General features: G+C 59.7%; 20 protein-coding genes and 1 pseudogene. 15 read left to right on the top strand and 6 right to left on the bottom strand.

Annotated elements, in window-relative coordinates:
* Window positions 1-5: 5 nt before the first annotated feature.
* On the top strand, window positions 6-1,049 hold the full coding sequence (locus tag AC13RM_RS02045) for a tartrate dehydrogenase (RefSeq protein ID WP_374816602.1): 1,044 nt from the start codon (window positions 6-8) through the stop codon (window positions 1,047-1,049).
* Between the two features lie 14 nt (window positions 1,050-1,063).
* Window positions 1,064-2,521 carry an NAD-dependent succinate-semialdehyde dehydrogenase gene (locus AC13RM_RS02040; protein ID WP_374816603.1) on the top strand — a complete coding sequence of 486 codons (1,458 nt, stop codon included), beginning with the start codon at window positions 1,064-1,066 and terminating at the stop codon, window positions 2,519-2,521.
* A 171-nt stretch (window positions 2,522-2,692) separates the two neighbouring features.
* Here the strand turns inward: AC13RM_RS02040 and AC13RM_RS02035 are convergent, their stop codons facing one another.
* Together AC13RM_RS02035 and AC13RM_RS02030 are read right to left on the bottom strand one after the other, a co-directional pair.
* On the bottom strand, window positions 2,693-3,967 hold the full coding sequence (locus AC13RM_RS02035; RefSeq protein ID WP_374816605.1) for an NAD(P)/FAD-dependent oxidoreductase: 1,275 nt from the start codon (window positions 3,965-3,967) through the stop codon (window positions 2,693-2,695).
* Between the two features lie 15 nt (window positions 3,968-3,982).
* Entirely contained in the window at window positions 3,983-4,651 is a 669-nt protein-coding gene (locus tag AC13RM_RS02030) for a haloacid dehalogenase type II (RefSeq protein ID WP_374816606.1), read from the bottom strand.
* Between the two features lie 320 nt (window positions 4,652-4,971).
* Here AC13RM_RS02030 and AC13RM_RS02025 point away from each other — a divergent pair, with 320 nt between their 5' ends.
* The 7 genes from AC13RM_RS02025 to AC13RM_RS01995 all read left to right on the top strand — a co-directional run bounded on the left by AC13RM_RS02025 (window position 4,972) and on the right by AC13RM_RS01995 (window position 13,390).
* Window positions 4,972-5,811: a GNAT family N-acetyltransferase gene (locus AC13RM_RS02025; RefSeq protein ID WP_374816607.1), complete on the top strand. Its 840-nt coding sequence runs from the start codon at window positions 4,972-4,974 to the stop codon at window positions 5,809-5,811.
* A gap of 13 nt (window positions 5,812-5,824) precedes the next feature.
* Complete coding sequence (locus tag AC13RM_RS02020; RefSeq protein ID WP_374816608.1) at window positions 5,825-7,198, top strand: aspartate aminotransferase family protein; 1,374 nt, start codon at window positions 5,825-5,827, stop codon at window positions 7,196-7,198.
* 235 nt (window positions 7,199-7,433) lie between these two features.
* A complete protein-coding gene (locus tag AC13RM_RS02015) occupies window positions 7,434-8,156 on the top strand; it encodes an HAD-IA family hydrolase (protein WP_374816610.1) in 723 nt (240 codons plus the stop codon).
* A gap of 65 nt (window positions 8,157-8,221) precedes the next feature.
* Window positions 8,222-9,832 carry an ABC transporter substrate-binding protein gene (locus AC13RM_RS02010; protein WP_374816611.1) on the top strand — a complete coding sequence of 537 codons (1,611 nt, stop codon included), beginning with the start codon at window positions 8,222-8,224 and terminating at the stop codon, window positions 9,830-9,832.
* A gap of 101 nt (window positions 9,833-9,933) precedes the next feature.
* On the top strand, window positions 9,934-10,884 hold the full coding sequence (locus AC13RM_RS02005; RefSeq protein ID WP_374816613.1) for an ABC transporter permease: 951 nt from the start codon (window positions 9,934-9,936) through the stop codon (window positions 10,882-10,884).
* Window positions 10,881-11,732, top strand: a complete 852-nt coding sequence (locus tag AC13RM_RS02000; protein WP_374816614.1) for an ABC transporter permease — start codon at window positions 10,881-10,883, stop codon at window positions 11,730-11,732. The genes AC13RM_RS02005 and AC13RM_RS02000 overlap by 4 nt, the downstream gene beginning before the upstream one ends.
* A 2-nt stretch (window positions 11,733-11,734) precedes the next feature.
* Window positions 11,735-13,390: an ABC transporter ATP-binding protein gene (locus AC13RM_RS01995; RefSeq protein ID WP_285172639.1), complete on the top strand. Its 1,656-nt coding sequence runs from the start codon at window positions 11,735-11,737 to the stop codon at window positions 13,388-13,390.
* 138 nt (window positions 13,391-13,528) lie between these two features.
* Here the strand turns inward: AC13RM_RS01995 and AC13RM_RS01990 are convergent, their stop codons facing one another.
* Window positions 13,529-14,005, bottom strand: a complete 477-nt coding sequence (locus tag AC13RM_RS01990) for an Lrp/AsnC family transcriptional regulator (RefSeq protein ID WP_095438144.1) — start codon at window positions 14,003-14,005, stop codon at window positions 13,529-13,531.
* Window positions 14,006-14,236: 231 nt separating this feature from the next.
* Between AC13RM_RS01990 and AC13RM_RS01985 the strand changes: the two genes are divergently transcribed.
* Both AC13RM_RS01985 and AC13RM_RS01980 read left to right on the top strand, forming a co-directional pair.
* Complete coding sequence (locus AC13RM_RS01985; protein WP_285172482.1) at window positions 14,237-15,562, top strand: NAD(P)/FAD-dependent oxidoreductase; 1,326 nt, start codon at window positions 14,237-14,239, stop codon at window positions 15,560-15,562.
* 96 nt (window positions 15,563-15,658) lie between these two features.
* Window positions 15,659-16,006 carry a DUF488 domain-containing protein gene (locus AC13RM_RS01980; RefSeq protein ID WP_285172638.1) on the top strand — a complete coding sequence of 116 codons (348 nt, stop codon included), beginning with the start codon at window positions 15,659-15,661 and terminating at the stop codon, window positions 16,004-16,006.
* 61 nt (window positions 16,007-16,067) lie between these two features.
* On the opposite strand, the gene AC13RM_RS01975 is transcribed toward AC13RM_RS01980, so the two are convergent.
* Both AC13RM_RS01975 and AC13RM_RS01970 read right to left on the bottom strand, forming a co-directional pair.
* On the bottom strand, window positions 16,068-17,189 hold the full coding sequence (locus tag AC13RM_RS01975; protein ID WP_285172481.1) for an HPP family protein: 1,122 nt from the start codon (window positions 17,187-17,189) through the stop codon (window positions 16,068-16,070).
* Window positions 17,190-17,242: 53 nt separating this feature from the next.
* Entirely contained in the window at window positions 17,243-18,148 is a 906-nt protein-coding gene (locus tag AC13RM_RS01970; protein WP_285172480.1) for a LysR family transcriptional regulator, read from the bottom strand.
* Window positions 18,149-18,262: 114 nt separating this feature from the next.
* On the opposite strand from AC13RM_RS01970, the gene AC13RM_RS01965 reads away from it, so the two are divergent.
* From AC13RM_RS01965 to AC13RM_RS01950, 4 genes and pseudogenes are all read left to right on the top strand, one after another.
* Window positions 18,263-18,946: a 5-formyltetrahydrofolate cyclo-ligase gene (locus tag AC13RM_RS01965; RefSeq protein ID WP_285172479.1), complete on the top strand. Its 684-nt coding sequence runs from the start codon at window positions 18,263-18,265 to the stop codon at window positions 18,944-18,946.
* Between the two features lie 191 nt (window positions 18,947-19,137).
* Window positions 19,138-19,449, top strand: coding sequence for a hypothetical protein (locus tag AC13RM_RS01960; protein ID WP_069614447.1), 312 nt, complete (start codon window positions 19,138-19,140; stop codon window positions 19,447-19,449).
* Window positions 19,450-19,458: 9 nt separating this feature from the next.
* A pseudogene (locus AC13RM_RS01955) lies at window positions 19,459-19,616 on the top strand (proline racemase family protein); the annotation flags it as partial.
* A gap of 26 nt (window positions 19,617-19,642) precedes the next feature.
* Window positions 19,643-20,629, top strand: a complete 987-nt coding sequence (locus tag AC13RM_RS01950; RefSeq protein WP_285172478.1) for a GlxA family transcriptional regulator — start codon at window positions 19,643-19,645, stop codon at window positions 20,627-20,629.
* 135 nt (window positions 20,630-20,764) lie between these two features.
* On the opposite strand, the gene AC13RM_RS01945 is transcribed toward AC13RM_RS01950, so the two are convergent.
* On the bottom strand, window positions 20,765-21,910 hold the full coding sequence (locus AC13RM_RS01945) for an ROK family protein (RefSeq protein WP_113229152.1): 1,146 nt from the start codon (window positions 21,908-21,910) through the stop codon (window positions 20,765-20,767).
* Window positions 21,911-22,040: the final 130 nt, after the last annotated feature.

The following is a 22,040-nucleotide window of genomic DNA, read 5'->3' as shown; positions in this document are numbered from 1 at the left end:
ACACCATGAAGACCTATTCCATCGCTCTGATCCCCGGTGACGGCATCGGCAAGGATGTGACGGACGCCGCATGGTCGGTGCTGCAAGTTGCCGCCAAGGCTGGCGGCTTTGCACTGAATAGCACCGAATTTCCGTGGTCCTGCCAATTCTACAAGCAGACGGGGCGGATGATGCCTGAAGACGGGATCGAGACGCTGAGGTCGTTCGATGCGATCCTGCTCGGTGCCGTCGGCTGGCCCGCCGAGGTGCCGGATTCGGTCTCGCTACATGGCCTGTTGCTGCCGATCCGCAAGGCCTTCGTGCAATATGCCAATATCCGGCCGCACCGGCTGCTGCCGGGGGTACAGGGACCGTTGCGGGTGGAGACATTCGACATTCTCTGCATCCGCGAAAACACCGAGGGCGAATATTCGGGCGCCGGCGGCCGCGTCCATCAGGGTACGAGCGATGAAGTCGCGGTGGAGACGTCGATCTTTACCCGCACGGGCGTCGAGCGCATCCTGCGCTTCGGCTTCGAGCAGGCGCGTGCCCGGCGCGGCAAGCTTGCCTCCGTCACCAAATCCAATGCCCAGAAATATTCCATGGTGTTCTGGGACGAAATCACGGCCAGGCTTTCGGCCGAATATCCCGATGTCGAAGTCACGAGCTATCACATCGACGCCATGGCAGCCCGTATGGTGATGGCGCCGGAAAGTCTTGATGTCGTCGTCGCCTCCAATCTGTTCGGCGATATCCTGACCGATCTTGGCGCCGCCATTCAGGGCGGCCTTGGATTTGCGGCTTCGGCCAATATCAATCCGCAGCGCAACGCGCCATCGATGTTCGAGCCGGTTCATGGTTCGGCCCCGGACATTGCCGGGCGCGGCATCGCCAATCCGATCGCCGCCATCTGGTCGGGAGCGATGATGCTCGATCATCTGGGCGAGAGGGATGCTGCCGCCCGCATCATCGCTGCCATGGAGGCCGCAACCGCGCGCGGCATCGGCACACTTCCGGGCAAGGATCGGACGGAAACCATCACCGCCGGCATCATTTCCGCACTCTCCTGATTGCAGAGGACCTCATGTTGGATTTGAAAAACAAGCAGCTTTTCCGTGACAAGGGATTGATCGACGGAGCCTGGGTCGCGGCCGCCTCAGGCGCGACGGTGGATGTTCAAGACCCGGCCGGACAGGCTGTCATCGGCACGGTGCCCGACATGGGTTCTGCAGAAACGCGCGACGCGATCGCGGCTGCCGAGCGCGCGCAGCGCAGCTGGAAGCGCAAGACAAATGCCGAGCGTGCCGCCCTTCTCGAAGCCTGGCACGATCTCATGCTTGAGAATGTCGACGATCTCGCCCTCATTCTGACAACGGAGCAAGGCAAGCCGCTCGATGAAGCGCGTGGCGAAATCCGCTATGGCGCCTCCTTCGTGAAGTGGTTCGCGGAGGAAGCCCGCCGCATCAACGGTCACACGATACCCTCTCCCACACCCGATCGCCGCATCATCGTGCTCAAGGAGCCGGTCGGTGTTTGCGGCATCATCACGCCCTGGAATTTCCCCAATGCGATGATTACCCGCAAGGTCGCGCCGGCCCTTGCCGCCGGCTGCGCTGTCGTCATCAAGCCGTCGGAATTCACCCCCTATTCCGCGCTTGCCCTCGGGGTCCTCGCCGAGCGCGCCGGCATTCCGGCCGGCGTCATCAATATCGTCACCGGCATGCCGGCCGAGATCGGCAACGAGATCATGGGCAACGAAACCGTGCGCAAGATTTCCTTCACCGGCTCGACCCGGGTGGGGGCACTCCTGATGCGCGGTGCTGCCGACAGCATCAAGCGGCTCAGCCTCGAACTCGGCGGCAACGCGCCCTTCATCGTCTTCGACGACGCCGATCTGGATCTAGCCGTTGAAGGCGCGCTTGCCTCCAAGTTCCGCAATGGCGGCCAGACCTGCGTCTGCGCCAACCGGCTTCTCGTGCAATCGGGCGTCTATGATGCCTTTGCAGCGAAACTGAAGGCAAAGGTCGATGCCATGAAGGTCGGGCCGGGCACCGAGGCCGGCGTGTCGATCGGCCCGATGATCAACCAAGCAGCCATCGAAAAGATCGACCGGCATGTCCGCGACGCGCTGGCGAAGGGCGCAACGATCATCACAGCCGCCCGGCAGCTACCCGACGGCGGACAATATACGGCGCCGATCGTCCTGACCGGGGCGACGACGGAGATGGAGCTCGCCGGCGAAGAGACCTTCGGACCGGTGGCGCCGCTCTTCCGCTTCGAGACCGAAGAGGAGGCGATCGCGATCGCCAACGGCACACCTTTTGGCCTGGCCTCCTATTTCTATACCGACAATCTGAAGCGCGCCTGGCGTGTCGGCGAGGCTCTGGAATTCGGCATGGTCGGGCTCAATACCGGCTCGGTTTCCATGGAGGTCGCCCCCTTCGGCGGCGTCAAGCAATCCGGGATCGGCCGCGAGGGAGCACAGGCCGGTATCGAGGAATATCTTGAAATGAAGAGCTTTCACATGGGCGGGCTGAGCTAAAACATTTCGAAAAAAGTGCGTTACGGTTTCCGTCCGGAACGCGTGGGGAAATAAGAAGATAGAGCGTTTTCGCGATTCGAAGAAAAGCGGAAATGCTCTAAATCGAGCGCTAAAATAGCAGCAGCGCCGATCTATTCGTGACCGGCCCCGCTTCAAAGCTGTTCGCTGTGGTTACTGGAACCTGTCCAGCGTCTTGTAATAGAGGCCTACCAAGGGCAGGAACCATGGTTTACCGAAATGACCCGGCACAGCCGGCCAATCGACATCCTTCATGGGATTGCGATCCTCGCGGCCGAGCATCGCATCGGCCATGATGATGCCGAGATGCGTCGACAGTTGTGCACCATGGCCGGAATAGCCCATCGCATACCAGCTTCCATCATGATAGCCGGCGCGCGGATAACGATCCTTCGTCATGTCGACGAGACCACCCCAGCAATAATCGACTTCGATTCCGGCAAGCTGGGGGAATATCTCGGCCAGACCTGCCTTCAGAATTGCGCCGCTCTTGGCGTCGGAACGATGGTCAGAAGTCGCAGAAAATCGCGCCCGACCACCGAACAGCAGCCGGTTGTCAGGAGACAGGCGAAAATAGTTGCCGATGTTCATCGAGGTGACGCAGGTGCGATTTCCCGGCATGACCGATGCGATCTCATCCGCTGTCAGCGGTCGGGTTGCGATCAGGAAGCTGCCGACCGAGATGATCCGCCGGCGGAAATACCCAAAATTCGGGGTCGTGTAGGCGCCGGTCGCCACCAGCACGTTATCGGCCGTGATTTCGCCGCGCGGTGTCACCAACCGATGCCGGCCATTGTCCTGGACCCTGTTCGTCACCGGCGCGGCCTCATGGATGACAGCACCGTGGCGTACTGCAGCATTCGCAAGACCGACCGCATAGCGGCCCATGTGCATCATCGCACTCTTTTTGAAGAGCATCGCGCCGTGGAAGGGCGAGCCGATCTCCTGTTTGAGATCGTCGGGCGTTAGCAGTGCCGTATCCGGATCCACCTCGGCATGGACAGCCTCGAAGTTACTGACAATCGATGCGAAATGCTGGGGCTTCGATGCCAGTTTCAACTTTCCGGCCCGGCGAAAATTGCAGTCGATTCCCTCTTCGGCGACAAGCGCCTCGATCGTATCAATGGAAGCATCGAGCGCCTTATAGAGCGCGATCGCCCTCTCCTTGCCGAGTTCGGCTTTGGCGGCCGGATAACTGTGGGCGAGACCGTTGTTCAGATGACCGCCGTTACGACCCGACGCGCCCCAGCCGACGCGCTCGGCTTCGAGAACGGCAACCCTCGCACCGGCCTTGGCCAGTTGCCGGGCCGCAGACAATCCGGTGAAACCGGCTCCTATGACACAGGCGTCGTATCGCCCCTCGACCGGGCCTTGCCGGCCTCCGGCAAAGGCCGGCGCCGTATCGTGCCAATAGGAGACAAATTTCATGAGACCGCCCTTCCCTTATAGCCCGACGACACCGGCCAGGCCGGATATGTCCGCGATCTCGACATAGCCGTAATAGGGATTTGCAGGTTCATGGCCGCGATTGACCCAGACCTTGTTCTTGATGCCGAGATCGTGCGCCGACATCAGGTCGTAGCGGAAGGAGGACGAGCAATGCAGGATGTCCTCCGGTCTGCAGCCCAGCATGTCGAACATATATTCGAACGCCTTGAAGCGCGGCTTGTAGGCATTGGCCTGCTCTGCCGTATAGACGGCATGGAAAGGCGCGCCGAGTTTCTCGACATTCGACATGATCTGACTGTTCATCGCGTTGGAGAGGATTACCAGAGGGATTTCCTTGGCAACTTTCGCCAATCCGGCCGGCACATCGGGATGCGGCCCCCAGCCGGGCACACGCTCATAGATCGCCTTGGCGTCATCAGCGCGAAACTTGACGCCATTCGCGCGGCAGGTCCGCTCGACCGCATTGTGAACGACTTCGGCATAGGGCTTCCAATCACCGAGAACCTCGTCCAGCCGATAGGCGGCGAAGTTCTTTGTAAACTGCTGCATCTTCGCTTCATCGAGCTCCGAGCCATAGATGTCGCGTGCAGCTTCGGCCATCTCGAAATTGGTGAGCGTGCCATAGCAATCGAAGGTGATGTATTTCGGCCGGAAAGGCGCCATGTCCGTTCGTCCTTTATCTAAGGGGCATCTGCGTTCTTTACTGAGACGATCATAGGCCGAAGTCCCGCGACGGACATGATCGAATTGGCGTCTCCGGAAAGCATATTGTTTCGTATGCGCGGCATCCTTTGGCAGAGTGTTGCAGCGGAGATGCGTCGCAACCTTGTTTTTGGACCATTGCAGAGCGGCCGGAAAGGCATCCTCAGCATAAGATGCGGCCAAGCCCGTCCGCTACGGCGAAAGATATCACGACGAACCGCGCCTTCAGATAATCTGCCGTGCGGGGATCGCCGAGACTTGGGGCAAGGAAAGGATGCCCCATGCGAACCGACAGCATAAATTTGGTCAGCTTCACACCGGAGCATATAGACGGCGCACTCGCCCTCTCACGTCAAGCCAAATGGCCTCATCGTGCCGAGGACTGGCATTTGGCCTTGCGTTTGAGCCAAGGCGTAGCAGCCACGGACGAGACGGGTCGTGTCGTGGGCACCATCCTGATGACCCCCTATAGGCAAGACTGCGCGACGATCAATATGGTGATCGTCGACGAGAACCTGCGCGGCCGCGGGCTTGGCCGCAAGCTCATGGATGCCGCAATAGCGGTTGCTGGCGACCGCCCTCTGAGGCTCATTGCAACCGCGGACGGACTGCCGCTTTATCGCAAGCTCGGCTTTGTCGCCGGGGGCGAGATCTTTCAGCATCAGGGAAATCTGGCGGACCTCGCGCCGGCTGGGGATGTCGAGGCCGCGACCGGCGATGATTCTTCCGCGATCAAGGCGCTCGATCACGCGGCTTTCGGTGCGGATCGCTGCACGTTGATCGACGCGCTCACAGAGGTCGCGCAAATGTTCGTCATTCGGCGGCATGGCCGTATCGAGGCTTTCGGCGCGCTGCGCGCCTTTGGGCGCGGCGATGTGATCGGGCCTGTCGTCGCATCGAATGCCGAGGATGCAAAATCGCTGATAACGGCGCTTGCCCTTCGCAAGCCGAGGGGATTCCTGCGCGTCGATACGAACGAAAGCTCGGGGCTGACCGGCTGGCTGGCGGAAATCGGCCTCAACCATGTGGGTGGCGGTATCGCGATGCGACGTCCGGCCGGCGCTGGAGCCCTCAGCCAGGACGCGAGAATATTTGCATTGGCCAATCAGGCTCTCGGATAATCTGGAGATCATCATGCTCGCCAACTCGCTCATCGAACTCGATCGCGCGCACCTCATTCATCCGGTCTCATCTTATCGCGGCCATGAAAAACTGGGCGTGCGGGTGTTGCGATCTGCAAAGGGTGCAACCGTCACCGATGCATCGGGCCATCAGCTTGTCGATGGATTTGCCGGCCTCTGGTGCGTGAACGCAGGCTATGGGCATGAGAGCATCGTTGAAGCAGCAGCCCGCCAGATGCGTGAACTGCCCTATGCGACGGGTTACTTCGATATCGGTTGCGAGGCGGCCATTCGCCTTGCCGCCGAACTTGCAGACCGGGCGCCTGGCGATCTCAATCACATCTTCTTCACGCTCGGCGGATCGGATGCCGTCGACAGCACGGTGCGTTTCGTCCGCTACTACTGGCATGCCAAAGGTAAGCCGGAGCGCGATCAGTTCATTTCGATCGAGCAGGGTTACCACGGCTCCTCAACCGTTGGGGCCGGCCTCACGGCGCTACCCGGCTTCCATGCCGGCTTCGGCGTCCCCTTCGACTGGCAGCACAAGATTCCCTCGCCCTATCCTTACCGCAATCCGGCCGGCGAAGCGGCGGATACGATCATTGCCGCCTCGATCGTGGACCTCAAATCAAAGATCGAAGCGATCGGCGCCGAGCGCATAGCGGCATTTTATGCCGAACCTATCCAGGGATCGGGCGGCGTCATCGTGCCGCCGAAAGGCTGGCTGAAGGCGATCCGCGATCTCTGCAGCCAATATGGTATTCTCTTCATCGCCGATGAGGTCATTACCGGCTTCGGTAGAACTGGTCCGCTGTTTGCCTGTTCGTATGACGAAATCGTTCCCGATTTCATGACAACGGCCAAGGGCCTGACCTCCGGCTACGTGCCTATGGGTGCTGTATTCATGTCCGATCGTGTCTATGATGTCATCGCTGACAGCGCCGGAAATGCGGCGGTCGGCCATGGCTACACCTATTCGGCCCATCCCGTCAGCGCCGCCGTCGGGCTCGAAGTGCTGAAGCTCTATGAGGGCGGCCTTCTCGAAAATGGCGTCAAGGCCGGTGCGCGCCTGATGGAGGGGCTCGAAAGCCTGCGTGACCATCCGCTGGTTGGCGATGTCCGCGGTCGCGGGATGCTGGCGGCCGTCGAGCTGGTCGTTGACAAGGTCAAGAAGACACCATTGCCAAGTGCTGCCGCGCCGGCGCGCCGGATTTTCGATCGCGCCTGGAACAATGGCCTCGTCATCCGCGCATTCGCCCATGGCGTGCTTGGATACGCCCCTCCGCTTTGCTGCACGGACGATGATATCGATGCGATCCTGGACCGCACGCGAAAGACCCTCGACCAGACCTTGGAAGATCCCGACGTTCGGGAAGCCATGCGTTGAAGCGGCAGATGCCTGCTTCGTTGGTGAAATGTCGGACAGAGCCGGAAATTCGGAATTTTGTGCCGCGGCACACTATCGATTCGGCGACTTCGCCGTTCAGGAACTGCCAAACTGCCTCCTAGAACGGCTGAAAGCCGGCTTTTCCGGGCCTTGGCAGGACGAATTTCCGCCCTTTGGGCCAGAATTTTATGCTGCAAGCGGCGTGTCCGCAGCAGATCATGAAGGAGAGCATGACTTGGCCAAAGACTTTCAGGACTTCAAATATCTTACCTTCGATGTCGTCGGCACGCTCATCGACTTCGAAGGCGGCATAAAGGCTTGCCTCGCCGAGATTGCGGCGGAAGCCGGCACCTCCATCGACGGCGAGGAAGCGCTGAGGCTCTATCGCCAGGCACGCTACAACGAGGAGGCGGATCTCTTTCCGGACGATCTCTCCCGGGTCTACATGGTCATCGCACCCGCACTCGGCCTGCCGGCGGAAGATCGTTATGCGCGGCGGCTGCGTGATTCCGTCGCCAACTGGAACGCGTTCGACGACAGCGCGGCGGCACTTGCAGAGCTCAAGAAAACACATCGTCTCGTCGCGATGACAAATGCTCGCCGCTGGGCGCTCGATCACTTCGAAAAGAAGCTCGGCTCGCCGTTCTTTGCAAGCTTTACGGCCGACGATACCGGCACGGAAAAGCCAGATCCCGCCTTCTTCGAACAGGTATTCGAGTTCGTCGCCCGCAAAGGGGCGAGCAAGAACGACATCCTGCATGTCGCTCAAAGCCAGTACCACGACATCGGCATTTCGCGAAAGCTTGGGCTGACCAATTGCTGGATCGAGCGCCGTCATGCGCAGAATGGCTATGGCGGCACGATAGAGCCAGAAAACTTCACTCAACCCGACTACCACTTCACGTCGATGGCGGCTTTCGCCTCGGCGGTCAAGGAAAGGCTGACCGAAAGACAGTGACCCAACCCGGGAGAGCTTGCGACCAAGACGGGCATCCCATCAATCAACAGAAAAAGGGGAATGAGATGACTGACGGAATTACGAACTGGACCACCGCCGACGACGCAATGGTGGAGAACGCCATCCGACGCGGCGCAACGCGGCGCGATCTTCTCAAACTGATGCTGGCGGGAGGCGTTGTAGTATCATCGGCGGGAATCATTCTCGGCCGTGCCACGCAGGCCGTCGCAGCCACGCCGGTTTCCGGCGGCGCATTCAAGGGTGCCGGCTGGTCATCCTCGACTGCCGACACGCTGGATCCCGCAAAGGCGTCCCTGTCGACCGACTATGTGCGCTGCTGCTCGCTCTACAATCGCCTGACCTTCATCGACAAGGCCGGCGTGACGCAAATGGAGCTTGCCGAGAGCATCGAAAGCAAGGACGCCAAGATCTGGACGATCAAGCTGCGCAAGGGCGTGACGTTCCATGACGGCAAGGAACTGACAGCCGACGACGTGGTCTTCTCGCTAAAGCGCCATCTCGACCCGGGCGTCGGCTCCAAGGTTGCCAAGATCGCCGCCCAGATGACCGGCTTCAAGGCCGTCGACAAGTCGACGGTCGAAATTGCGCTTGCCGACCCGAATGCCGACCTCCCGACCATTCTGGCGCTGCATCATTTCATGATCGTTGCCAACGGCACGACGGACTTTTCGAAAGGCAACGGCACCGGCGCCTTCGTTCTCGAAACCTTCGATCCGGGTAATCGCTCGGTCGTCGTCAAGAACAAGAACTACTGGAAGTCGGGCCAGCCCTATCTCGACTCCTTCGAGTTCTTCGCGATCAGCGATGACAATGCCCGTGTGAATGCCCTGCTCTCGGGCGACATCCATCTTGCCGCTGCCATCAATCCCCGCGCCGTGAAGCTGGTCGATGGCCAGTCCGGCTTTGCCCTTTCGAAAACGACAAGCGGCAACTACACCAACCTCAACATGCGCCTCGACATGACGCCGGGGAACAAGAAGGACTTCGTCGACGGGATGAAGTCCCTGGTCAATCGCGAGCAGATCGTCAAATCGGCATTGCGCGGTTTTGGCGAAGTGGCTAACGATCAGCCCGTTTCCCCGGCGAACATCTACCATAACAACGATTTGAAGCCGAAAGCCTTTGATCCGGACAAGGCCAAGTTCCATTTCCAGAAGGCGGGCGTGCTCGGACAGTCCATTCCGGTGATCGCCTCCGACGCGGCAGGCTCGTCGATCGATATGGCAATGATCATCCAGGCCGCAGGCGCAAACATCGGCATGAAGCTCGATGTCCAGCGCGTTCCGTCCGACGGCTATTGGGATAATTACTGGCTGAAGGCGCCGATCCATTTCGGCAACATCAATCCGCGCCCGACGCCCGACATCCTGTTCTCGCTCCTCTATGCCTCGAATGCTCCATGGAACGAGAGCCAGTACAAGTCGGAGAAATTCGACAAGATGCTGATCGAAGCCCGCGGTTTGCTCGATCAGACAAAGCGCAAGCAGATCTACGACGAAATGCAGGTGATGATCGCCGACGAAGCGGGCACCATCATCCCTGCCTATATCTCGAATGTGGATGCCATTTCGAGCAAGGTACACGGATTGGAAGCCAATCCGCTCGGTGGCATGATGGGTTACGCGATGGCGGAATATCTCTGGCTCCAGGCCTGACCGCCGCTGGACATCTCTCCCGGGGACGGCTGGCGCCGCCTCGGGGGATTTTCGTCCCGCAAATGCCATTCGTTCCTTAGAACGCCGCAGGAGCAACTTATTTGAGATCCGAGGTTTCTATTCTTGTCCTGAACCGGCTTTTCATTGCGATCATCTCCTTGCTGATCGTGTCCTTCGCCGTCTTTTTCGCAACCAGCATGCTGCCGGGAGATACTGCTTCGATCCTGCTTGGCCAGGCGGCCACGCCCGAGGCGGTTGCGGGCTTGCGCAAGGCCATGCACCTCGACGAGCCAGCGATCCTGCGGTTCATGGGATGGCTTTTGGGTCTGATAAGGGGCGACCTTGGCATTTCCTATGCGAATAACATGCCCGTCGCGCAGCTGATCGGCGGCCGCCTGGTGGCGACGCTGGAACTTGCGGCCATCACCACTCTCGTCTCCGTACCGCTGGCACTGTTGCTCGGCATTACCTCCGCCATGCTTCGCGGTTCCTATTATGATCGGCTCGTAACCGTCATCTCGATCGGCGTCATATCGGTGCCCGAATTCATGGTCGCGACGCTCGCGGTCTTGCTGTTTGCCGTCTATCTGCGCTGGCTGCCGGCCTTGTCGTCGACGAGCGAGGCCCATACGCTCTTCGATCTCATGAAAATCTATGCCATGCCGGTCATTACGCTCACCTTCGTCATCTCCGCGCAAATGATCCGCATGACCCGGGCAGCGCTTATCGAAACGCTGAAGACTCCCTATGTCGAAATGGCTCTGCTCAAAGGCGCTTCACGCAGCCGCATGGTGTTCAGGCACGCATTGCCCAACGCTCTCGGGCCGATCGTCAATGCGATTGCGCTTTCGCTTTCCTATCTCGTCGGCGGCGTGATCATCGTCGAGACCATCTTCAACTATCCGGGCATCGCCAAACTGATGGTGGACGCGGTCGCGACCCGCGATCTGCCGCTGATCCAGAGCTGCGCGATGATCTTTTGCCTAGGTTATCTCCTGCTGATCACCGCCGCCGACATCATTGCAATCCTGTCGAATCCGAGGCTGCGATGATCACGAAAAGCTTGGCTCCCCGCCCTTCATCTCTGTTTGGTTACAACGTCAGCCTCGTTGGCGTCGTCGCCTTCGCCATCATTCTCGGCTGGACGATCATCGCCCTGTTCGCGCCCTATATCGTCCCCTACTCCGTCGGTGACATTGTCGATACAGACTATTTCGGTCCGATAAGCGGTCAATTATGGCTCGGTTCGGACTATCTCGGCCGCGACATGCTTTCGCGCGTCCTGATGGGCGCCCGCTACACGGTCGGCATTTCCTTGGCTGCTGTGGCACTTTGCTGTTTTTGCGGCGTGGCGCTTGGCATGACGGCAGCGGTCATCGGCGGATGGTTCGACACGATCCTGAGCCGGTTTCTCGACGCCCTGAATTCGATCCCGAGCAAGCTTTTCGGCCTTGTCGTCGTTGCCGCTGTCGGCTCGTCCATTCCTGTGCTGATCATCACGCTCGCCGTCATCTATACGCCCGGCGCCTATCGCTTTGCCCGCGCCCTTGCCGTCAACATCAACACGATGGACTTCATCACCGTGGCACGTACCCGCGGCGAGAAGGTGGGCTATATTATCACCTCCGAAATCCTGCCGAACATTATCCGGCCGGTCCTGGCGGACTTCGGCCTGCGCTTCGTCTTTGTCGTACTTCTTTTGTCGGGCCTTTCCTTTCTCGGCCTCGGCCTGCAGCCGCCCTATGCCGATTGGGGAGCCCTGGTCCGCGAAAACATCGGCGGCCTGCCCTTCGCCGCCCCTGCCGTGGTCGTGCCTTCCTTCGCCATTGCCAGCCTCACCATCAGCGTCAACCTGCTGATCGACAACCTGCCACGCAGGATCAGGGACAGGAGCGCATGACGGTGACCAACCTTGTTGAAATCAGGAACTTGAAAGTCGAGGCCAGGACAGACTCCGGCCGGATCATCGAGATTATCAAGGATGTCAGCTTCGACATAGCAAAGGGCGAAATCATCGCGCTCATCGGCGAAAGCGGCTCGGGCAAGACGACGATTGCGCTGACGCTCATGGGACATGCGCGGGAGGGCTGTCGTATCTCCGCCGGCAAGATCCAGGTCGACGGCCGGGACATGGCCGCACTCTCCGAGAGCGAGCGCGCAAAGGTCCGCGGCACGACGGTTGCCTATATCCCGCAAAGCGCGGCCGCCGCCTTCAACCCGGCCACGAAGATCATGGAGCAGGTGATCGAAGTCACCCGCATTCATCGGCTGATGTCTCCCGAACAAGCGCGTCATCGCGCGATCGAGCTCTTCCGGGCGCTGTCGCTCCCAAGTCCGGAAACGATCGGCGAACGATACCCGCATCAGGTCTCCGGCGGTCAGTTGCAGCGGCTCGCCGCAGCCATGGCGCTGATCGGCGAACCCAAGCTCGTCATCTTTGACGAACCGACCACCGCGCTCGACGTAACGACACAGATCGACGTGCTGAAAGCATTCAAATCCGTCATTCGCGCCGGTGATATTGCTGGCGTTTACGTCTCCCACGACTTGGCGGTCGTGGCGCAGATCGCCGATCGCATCGCCGTGCTCAAGGGTGGTGAAATTCAGGAATTGGCGAAGACTGAAGCGATCCTGACACGGCCGAGCCATCCCTATACGCGCGAGTTGTTGGCAGCCTTCGAGCCGAAGCAGGCCATCCGCGACAGCAAAACAAGCGGGTCGATTGCGCCCGTACTGAGGATCGACAGCCTGGTCGCCGGCTATGGCGATCTCCAACCCAACGGCCTGCCGGCAGTCTGCGCAGTTCAATCGGTAAGCCTCGAGGTGGAGAAAGGCAGAAATCTCGGCATCATCGGCGAATCCGGATGTGGAAAGTCGACGTTGGCGCGTGCAATCGCCGGAATACTGCCGGCCGTGTCCGGCACCATCGGCTTCAATGGCAGCGACATGCATCGCGCCGCCAAATCGCGTACGCGCGATCAATTGCGAGAGATGCAGATCGTCTTTCAATATGCCGACACCGCGCTCAATCCGGCAAAGTCGATCGCCGATATTCTCGAGCGGCCTTTGGCATTTTATCACGGGATGGATCGCAAGGGCCGGGAGGCGAGAGTCGATCAACTGCTGGATATGGTGCGATTGCCGCGCGCGCTTCGCTATCGCTATCCGTCGGAATTGTCAGGCGGACAGAAGCAGCGCGTGAATTTTGCCCGCGCCCTTGCCGCCGAACCACGCCTGATCATCTGCGATGAGATCACTTCCGCCCTCGACACCGTCGTTGCCGCCGCGATCATCGATCTCCTCAAGGAACTGCAGCGTGAGCTGCATTTGTCCTACATCTTCATCAGCCACGATCTCTCGGTCGTCGAGGCAATCTGCGATGAGATCGTCGTGATGTATGGCGGCAAGAAGGTGGAGCAAATCACACGCGAGACCGCGAATGCGCCCCGCCACCCCTATTCGCAGCTGCTGTTCGGGTCGGTTCCGAAGCTCGATCCGACCTGGCTCGACAATCTCGTTCAGGACCCGGAGCTCAAGCGCGAATATGGGCATGGCTAGAGCGTGATGCCGAAAATTGTCAGGGGATTTCGGACGACATCACGCTCTACTTCTTTGATTCTAGAGCGGATTCAGATTTTAGGTCGACTCGACCTAAAATCATCGGCTCTAGCCGCCGACCTTGCCTCGGAAGGCTTGTCACATGGGAAACAGGCTGGTCAGCGGCATATGCGACTTGACGATCGGTGATTTGAGCACGACGAAGCTGAAATACTTGTCGATGCCGATATCCATGTCGGTCAGCCGTTCCATGATGGTCTGGTACTCACCGATCCCGGCAGTGACGAACTTGATGAGATAGTCGTAACCGCCGGAGACGAGATGGCACTCGATCACCTGGTCGATTTTCTCGACCACGTTCAGGAAGCGGGCGAAATCGATCTGCCGGTGGTTTTTCAGGGTGATTTCGGTAAAGACGGTCAGCGTCTGGCCGAGTTTGGCGAGGTTGATCTGAGCCGAATAGCCTTCGATATATCCTTCCGCCTGCAGCCGTTTGACGCGCATCAGGCATGGGCTGGGTGAAAGAGCCACCAGGTCCGCCAGCTCGACATTGGTGATGCGGCCGTTTCTCTGAAGCTCATAGAGGATTTTGATATCGATCCGATCCAGTTTCATCAGAGGTCCGCCATTGAAAGAGTGCCGGGGAAAGACGGCACAAAATGCTGTTATTACGCAAAATGGAGCGTAGCACATCGCCCTAGCATGTCTATCGGCAAGACAAATCTCCTTTGAAGCACAATAGTTTATAGACTGCATCAATCACGGCATAAAATTTGGCAGCTCGACCATCTCCGGCAACGTGTGGCGAAGCAATGGAGTAGATTTGGGTGAACCGGGAGATTGCGCATGCCTGCACCGCTTTGCCTTATCGAAAGCTCGCCGATATTGCCGAAGTCCGCCGATGCCGTTGTGATCGGCGGCGGGATTGTCGGCGTTTTCGCCGCATATTATCTGGCGCGATCGGGCCTGCGCGTCGCCCTTGTCGAAAAAGGCCGGATCGGTGCGGAGCAATCCAGCCGCAATTGGGGATGGTGCCGACAGCAGAACCGCGATGGGCGAGAATTGCCGATCGCGACGAAAAGCCTCGATCTCTGGGAGCGATTTGCCGCCGATAGCGGCGAGGACACAGGCTTCCGCCGCTGCGGCCTGTTCTATCTCAGCAATGACGAACAGGAGATCGCCGGTTGGGCGCGCTGGCAGGACTTCGCCAGAACAGTCGGTGTCACGACGCATATGCTCGACAGCGCTGCAGCGAGCGAACGGGGCCGCGCCACGGGGCGCATCTGGAAAGGCGGGGTCTTCTCGCCGACCGATGGCACTGCCAATCCGGCCAACGCGGCGCCGGCGGTGGCACGCGCAATCATGAAGCTCGGCGGCACGATCCATCAGAATTGCGCTGCCCGTGGCCTGGAAACGGAAGCGGGACGCGTCAGCGGCGTGATCACCGAAAGCGGCGTGATCCGCACCAAGACCGCGATTCTCGCAGGTGGCGCCTGGGCCTCCTCTTTCTGCCGGCAGTTGGACATCCGCTTTCCTCAGGCCTCCGTTCGCTCGTCCATTCTGGCTGTTTCGGCCGGCGCCGAAGGATTGCCCGATGCCTTGCACACCAGCGGCGTGTCGGTTACGCGTCGCGGCGACGGCGGTTATACGCTGGCGATCAGCGGCCGTGGGCGAGTCGACGTGACGCCGCAACAATTGCGGTTCTCATCGCAATTTATTCCCATGTTCCTCAAGCGGCGAAAAAGCCTGTCGCCCGGAGGCCTCGAAGGCTTTCGCTCCGGTCATGAATCACTGAAGCGTTGGCGGCTCGACCGAGCGACGCCGATGGAGCATATGCGCATTCTCGATCCAAGACCGGACCATGCCACGATCGAACTGACGCATGCGAGAGCCCTGGAACTCCTGCCGGAGCTTCGCAAGACGAAGATCACGGCCGCCTGGGCGGGCTATATCGACAGCACGCCGGACGGTGTTCCCGGCATTGGGGAAATCCAGAGCCTTCCCGGCTTCATCCTGGCCGCCGGATTTTCCGGTCATGGTTTTGGGATCGGACCCGGCGCCGGTCATTTGATTGCCGACATCGTCACCGGCGCTGCGCCTGTCGTCGATCCGACGCCCTATCATCCAAGCCGCTTCGCCTCATCCGTTTGGGGCAAGGTCGCTGATTTCTAGAATGCGAAAGCTGCGCCGATCTCCGATTATCGGCCAGGCTTCCGCAGACGGATGTTATCATCGGCAAGGGGCAGCCGCCCCGGAAAGGTGATGGACATGCCTCTACACATCAAACGAATTTACGAACCCGCTGATGACGGCGACGGCAAGCGCATCCTGGTTGACCGTCTATGGCCTCGCGGCATCAGCAAGAACGACGCTCATATAGACGCCTGGCTGAAAGACCTTGCGCCAAGCGCTGAGCTGCGACGCTGGTTCGGTCACGATCCCAAAAAATGGGATGAGTTTCGCCTGCGCTACCAGGATGAACTCGAGAAGAATTCGAAGGCCGTGAAAGAGCTTAGAGAGCAAATCGGGCAATCGACCGTCACGCTTCTTTATGGTGCGAGAGACACCGAGCACAATAACGCTGTCGTGCTCATGGACTTCCTCACCAATCGGTAGATCATTGACCGGCATTGTCATCGCCCGAAGATGGAAGTATGTCGAAACCTCCGCGCGGGTTTCAGGCGACGACCTGAACCAGGGCATCGTCAGTCGGTAGAAGTCGTGCCATCGCGCTCAACAGGTCCGTCTGCGATATCAGACCAAGAACGCGCCGATCGGCATCAATGACGATGACCGCGTGTGTGCGTCCGTCCGTCAGAACAGGCAGGAGCGAAAGAGCAGGATCGCCCGCATCGGCGACAGCCGGTTTCGATATGGCGTGCGTGATGGCATCGAGGCCGACGGAGAGCTCGCGCAAACCGACCGTACCGATCAGACGGCCTTCCCGATCCTTGACCGGCAATGTTCGAATATTGTGCTTCAGCAGAAGGTGTCTCGCGTGATCCGGCTCGGCATCCTCACCAATGGCAATGACATCGCGCGACATGATGTCGGCGCAGCTTATGTCTCCATGCGATCGCACCGCTGCCTCCAATTCGACCTGCCGCAAGAGGCGGCTGAGGTCGGCGCGATCGATATCGAAGGTCTCGTCCAGCACGCCCAGGGCGGCATCGACATCTTCTTCTCGAAAGCCCACCCGCAAGGGCGGCGGCAGATCGCGTGTCTGATGGGTATTCTCTGCAGGCTTTGCGACGACATGCGGATAATTGCGCCTGGAGAGCTTGTGAAACGCAAGTCCGAGGCCCACGAGTATGCAGGAGTTCAAGGCAACCGGCACGAACGGAAACAGGAAACCCCAGCCTGCGACGACCGGGCCGCCGAGAACGGCGGTCAGGGCGGCGGCACCGCCTGGCGGATGCAGGCATCGCGTAAATGACATCGCTCCTATCGCAAGCGAAACACCGACCCCGATCGCAATGATCGGATCGCGGATGAAATAGGCGGCAATGATACCCATCATGGCGGAAATGGTGTTGCCGCCGATAATCGACCAGGGCTGGGCAAGAGGGCTTGCCGGAACCGCGAAAAGCAGCACCGCAGACGCCCCCATCGGCGCGACGATGAGCGGAAGGTGCGGCCCCTGCCCGAAGAGATAGCCGCTGATGACTCCGGTAAGGCCAATGCCGATCAAGGCACCAAGGCATGCGATCAGCCGTTCGCGCAAGGTGGCTCCGGCGAGTATCGGGGAAAACAGGCGGAACCGGCTGGCCTCCGCCTTGTGGGACTCTGGATGCTGCATGATGAAACCAGTTTTAGAGAAGGGTATCCCTTGGATGAATGGCAGGACGCGGGCTAGTTCGGCACGAGCGGCAAGCTCTTGCCCTTGGTGGCGCCGAGGACTTCATGAAACGCATCGAAGGAACTCGGGCGATTATTCTTGCGGAAGATAAGGATCGTGTCCACGATGGCGAGCTGGTGCGTCGCCGATGTCGCCGGCCAGTGCATGAGATCGAGAACGGACTTTGGCATGACGCCGGCTGCGCTGCCGGTCGCCACACTGGCCAGAATGGCATGATAGGAGCCAAGTTCGGTCGTCGGCAGAGAGCTCGACTTGCGCGCCCAGCCTTCTGCAATCCTGCGATAAGTGCATCCGGGCTCGAGGGCAGCAATCGATCCGACGCGCAAATCGGCAGCCGACCGGATCGATGGATGCCCGGATGGCAGCAGGAGCAGCAGATCCTCGACAAATACCGGTTCCGCCTCGAGCTGCTTGAGTTCAGCCGCGAAACTTGGATCTTCATTCAGCATTGCTTTTGGCGGCCGGGCGATCAGCGCACAGTCCAGAACATCGCGCAGAACATCTTGAGCAAGATCGCGGGAAGCGCCAAGCGTCAGCTGGAGCGATACATCCGGCCACATATGATTGAACTGGCTAAGTGCGGCGGGCAGTCGGCTTGCTGCCGTGCTTTCCATCGTTCCCAGGCGCAATGTACCCGACGGGCGCTGGGGCCTGACCGCCTGACGCGCCTCGAGCGCGAGCGCGGCAAGTCGATTGGCGTAGACCTGAAAGGTCTCGCCTTCTTTCGTCAGCGTCATCTTCTTGCCGTCGCGGCTGAAGAGGAGGACGCCCAGATGGTCCTCCAACTGCTGGATACGCGTCGTCACATTCGACGGCACCCGTCCCACGGCCTTCGCAGCCTTGGTCACGCTGCGGTCGCTGGCCACGGCAAGGAAGATCTCGATTGATGAAAGGTCCAACGAAAAGATCTCGATTCAGGAATTAAGTTATCTTATCATTCCCTATATAAAAATCATTGTCGCAGCTCAAGCATGTTTCCGCATCGAGCCGGGGAATGGAGTTCTGACGGGCAGATGGCAAAATCAGATCGACATGAAACCGGCGAGGCAATCCGCGAATACGCGTCGCCTGCCTGCATGCTGCACGAGGTCGACCCAGCCTATAGCGGCATTTCACCCAATGAGAACCGGATCTCGGATATTTTCGCGTGGCGAAAGGCCGAACGGCAGAGGCTGATCGGCGCGCGAATAGCGCTGCCAATCGCAAAGCGAGAAGAATATGCAGGCGCGATTGCCAGCTATCTCGATCAGATTATCACCGATATCGACGGCAAACATGTCAGCCTGTTCTGGCCCTTCTCGGGAGAGCCGGACTTGCGAGGATGGATGGTGGCCTTGGCGGCACGCGGCGCGGATTGCCTGTTGCCGGTCGTTGTCGCCAAGGCAGAACCCTTGATATTCCGATCATGGAAAACGGGAGAGCGGCTTGAACGCGGGGTATGGAACATTCCCGTGCCGGCAGAGGGCAAGGAAGCGGTTCCCGATATCGTCATCGCGCCCCTGGTCGGCTTTGATGCAGCCTGCTACCGACTTGGTTATGGAGGCGGATTTTTCGACAGAACCCTTGCGGCCCTCGAGCGCAAACCTTTGGTCATCGGCGTCGGCTTCGAATCGCAGAAGATCGATACCATCCGTCCGCTCGCTCATGACATTCCGATGGACGTGATCGTCACGCAAGCGGGACTGCGCTATCGATGATCTCAATTCCCTTTTCCTGGCGGGCATCGAGCCTGCCGATTCCGCCGGGGTGCTGAACGGAGCGGCAGATCGCCGCACAAACGGGCAGCGGTTCATGCCTGGGCTCCGATATACCCGGCCGGATCAACACCTGCACCTATTGGCACATGAATTGCGTCTCTACGATCGATCCATCGGAAGAGACGATATTCATGCTGTCCATTCTCCTGCCGCTACTTTTGAGCATTTCCCTCGGTTTGAGCTGGAACAGGTTTCTGCTGACCTTCGCAAGCCGCGGTGACAGTCTTCAAAACCAGATGCCGGTTACGATGGTCGCGGCGGCAGTCAGTCTGACGGCCCTTGCATTGTCCTTTGCCGATAAGGGACCGTTGCTGGGAAGTGCCATCGTCTTGCTCGGCCTGCTGCTCGCGGCCATCAGCAAGAGCCTTTCCCACCCGGCTGCCATTGTGGCGCTTTCCGCCGTCAGCCTTGCGGCCTATCTCCAGTTTACGGGGTACCACTGAGCCACTGATATCGGCACGGTATTCCAAGCATATATCGAGTCCGACGTTGAAATCGGAGATTTCCGCGACATCAGGCCCAGCGTCGGGGCTGGGCGCGGATCATCGGCCGCAATACGATCTTCGTCGACGATCGAGATCCTTTGGCCTATGGTTTCCAGATCAAATAAAAGAGGTCTGTCCGTCGAGGCATTGCATGAAATCCGTCAAACAAGAAGCTAAGCACGATCCCTTGAAGGTCGGATTCATCCTCGCGCGATCATTTACGCTTTCCGCCTTCGCTCTATTCGTGGATACGCTGAGATTGGCGAGCGACGAAGCCGATAGATCGGGCAGGGTGCTGGCCGATTGGCAGGTATTGGGTAGCACCCGGCATCTCATTACGTCGAGCTGCGGCGTTCAGGTCGCGCCGACCTCGGACTTTATCGACCCAAAGGAATTCCACTACATTGTCGTCGTCGGTGGACTTTTGAACACGGACATCACGATTGACAATCAGACCGCCGATTATCTGAAGAAAGCCGCGGCTCAAAAAATCCCGCTGATCGGCGTTTGCACCGGCACCTTCATTCTGGCGCGCCTCGGCCTGATGAAAACACACCAGACCTGCGTGAGCTGGCTGCACTACCAGGCCTACCGCGAGCAATTCCCCGAAAACCCCGTTCGCTCCGATCGCCTGTTCAATCTCGACCGGAGCCGCGGATCGTGCGCTGGCGGAAGCAGCGCCGCCGATATGGCTGCCTTTCTTGTCAGGCGGCACATTAGCCGTGACGCCGAACGAAACGCGCTTGAAGTGCTGCAGATCGAGCGCGCCCGATCCGGGCTGGATATTCAGCCGCGTAAGCCACTCGCGATCGAATGCCAGGACCCACGCCTCAAGGCCGTGCTGATTACCATGGAGAGCCATATCGAGGACGTGGTGCCGACCGAAGATCTTGCCGCGTCGGTCGGGCTGTCCCGGCGGCAGCTCGAACGTCTGTTCACCGAGGAAATGAAAACCTCTCCCGGCGCCGTCTACACCCGCATTCGCATGGAACGGGCCAAGCAGCTGGTTCTCCAGACAGAGGCGCCGCTCATTGAAATCGCACTGGAGGTCGGCTTCGACAGCGCCTCCCATTTTGCGAGGCTCTTTCGCCGGCTCTACGGACAATCGCCCACGGAGTTACGGCGCGCGCATGCCTGAAGTTGCCGTGGGAATCAGAAGGGGCGATGACTGCCAGGTTCGCCAAAGGGACGCCCGATGAGGAAGGAGCCTGAACTCAGGTAGGTGGTTTCTCGGCGACACGGCGCGCATATGTGGATCATGCGCGCAGCGGCATCATTCAACATCCAGATCAAAGAAATGCTGAGTCGCCAGAGCTGCGGCCCCCCGCGCCCAGGAGCCCGGCACCCAATCGGGAAGTAATTCCGGCATATTCAAAAAGACATATTTCGCCATCGAACGGCGGATCGGCTCGAGGATCGCCTCACCAAACTGCATGGCTTCGCCGCCGGCGATAAGAACCTCGGGATCGAACAGGTTCACCAGATCAGCCAGATGGCGCCCGATCAGCTCCCCCGCCTCTGCCATGACCTGGAGGGCCGCCGGATCGCCGCCGTCGATTGCGGCTGCGAATTCGTCGCGATTGGCCTTTGCGCCCCTTTGTCGGCCCCAGTCCTCGATCATGGCAGCCTCGGCTGTATGAGCCTGAAGGCAACCCCGTCTGCCGCATTCGCAGAGCCGTCCGCCGGGAACCGTGATGATGTGGCCGAGCTTCCCGGCCAAGCCATGGCTTCCGTGATAGATTTCCCCCCCCATGACCAGTGACGATCCGACACCGGTACCGACGGCGATCGTCGCGAAATTGCTATAATTGCGGCCTGCGCCGAAGAGCCGCTGTGCGACGGTGAAGGCGCTGATGTCGTCGTCGATCCAGACCGGGACATGGACCCGCTCACGCAGCAGTTCGGGAAAAGCAAGATCCCGCCAGCCGAAGCGCGGGCTCTGAACGCAGATGCCTTTGACCGCATCCACCTCGCCGGGGATGGACACGCCGACCCCCATGACCGGCGATCCGGTGCGGCCGGCATCAGCAAGAAGCTTCGGGATCGCCGCCACAATCGCCTCGACCATCGTTTCCGGCAACGTGTTCGGCACGGGCATATCGAAGGAGGCAATCGGCGTCGTGGCGAGGTCGGTCAGAACACAGTCGATGCTGTCGTGGCGAAGCTTGAAGCCAACAGCCAGGTGCCCATCATAATTGATATCGACGGGCACGGGCCGCCGCCCGGTCGCGCCGGTCTGAGCTTTTCCCTCGACGACGAGTCTCTCCTCGACCAGTTCCGTGACGACGAAAGTCACCGCCGCCGGGCTGAGGCCTGTCACCGTGGCGATTTCGGCACGCGGCATCGCTCCACGGCTTCGCAGCAGGTTGAGAATGAGCCGCCGATTAAGGGCTCGGGAGGTACCAGGGTTGCCGCGCACGGAGATCCTTAAATTAATTTTGTAAATTAACTATTGTCGCTTCTCGGAAGATACGGTATGCAATAGCACATGGCAATGGAGGAATGTCTGCTTGTATCAGCACAGGCAGAATTGCCGGTTTATTGCGTAA

It is taken from the genome of Martinezella sp. CNPSo 3732 (assembly GCF_057784515.1).
Note: the sequence above shows the minus strand (reverse complement) of the source record. Positions and strands in the feature narration are given on the sequence as shown.

What these genes read in the sequence shown, in the direction of transcription:
- AC13RM_RS02045 (WP_374816602.1), top strand. Translation starts at nt 6, where the DNA reads ATGAAGACCTATTCCATCGCTCTGATCCCCGGTGACGGCATCGGCAAG.
- AC13RM_RS02040 (WP_374816603.1), top strand. Translation starts at nt 1,064, where the DNA reads ATGTTGGATTTGAAAAACAAGCAGCTTTTCCGTGACAAGGGATTGATC.
- AC13RM_RS02035 (WP_374816605.1), bottom strand. Translation starts at nt 3,967, where the DNA reads ATGAAATTTGTCTCCTATTGGCACGATACGGCGCCGGCCTTTGCCGGA.
- AC13RM_RS02030 (WP_374816606.1), bottom strand. Translation starts at nt 4,651, where the DNA reads ATGGCGCCTTTCCGGCCGAAATACATCACCTTCGATTGCTATGGCACG.
- AC13RM_RS02025 (WP_374816607.1), top strand. Translation starts at nt 4,972, where the DNA reads ATGCGAACCGACAGCATAAATTTGGTCAGCTTCACACCGGAGCATATA.
- AC13RM_RS02020 (WP_374816608.1), top strand. Translation starts at nt 5,825, where the DNA reads ATGCTCGCCAACTCGCTCATCGAACTCGATCGCGCGCACCTCATTCAT.
- AC13RM_RS02010 (WP_374816611.1), top strand. Translation starts at nt 8,222, where the DNA reads ATGACTGACGGAATTACGAACTGGACCACCGCCGACGACGCAATGGTG.
- AC13RM_RS02000 (WP_374816614.1), top strand. Translation starts at nt 10,881, where the DNA reads ATGATCACGAAAAGCTTGGCTCCCCGCCCTTCATCTCTGTTTGGTTAC.
- AC13RM_RS01990 (WP_095438144.1), bottom strand. Translation starts at nt 14,005, where the DNA reads ATGAAACTGGATCGGATCGATATCAAAATCCTCTATGAGCTTCAGAGA.
- AC13RM_RS01985 (WP_285172482.1), top strand. Translation starts at nt 14,237, where the DNA reads ATGCCTGCACCGCTTTGCCTTATCGAAAGCTCGCCGATATTGCCGAAG.
- AC13RM_RS01980 (WP_285172638.1), top strand. Translation starts at nt 15,659, where the DNA reads ATGCCTCTACACATCAAACGAATTTACGAACCCGCTGATGACGGCGAC.
- AC13RM_RS01975 (WP_285172481.1), bottom strand. Translation starts at nt 17,189, where the DNA reads ATGCAGCATCCAGAGTCCCACAAGGCGGAGGCCAGCCGGTTCCGCCTG.
- AC13RM_RS01965 (WP_285172479.1), top strand. Translation starts at nt 18,263, where the DNA reads ATGGCAAAATCAGATCGACATGAAACCGGCGAGGCAATCCGCGAATAC.
- AC13RM_RS01960 (WP_069614447.1), top strand. Translation starts at nt 19,138, where the DNA reads ATGCTGTCCATTCTCCTGCCGCTACTTTTGAGCATTTCCCTCGGTTTG.
- AC13RM_RS01950 (WP_285172478.1), top strand. Translation starts at nt 19,643, where the DNA reads ATGAAATCCGTCAAACAAGAAGCTAAGCACGATCCCTTGAAGGTCGGA.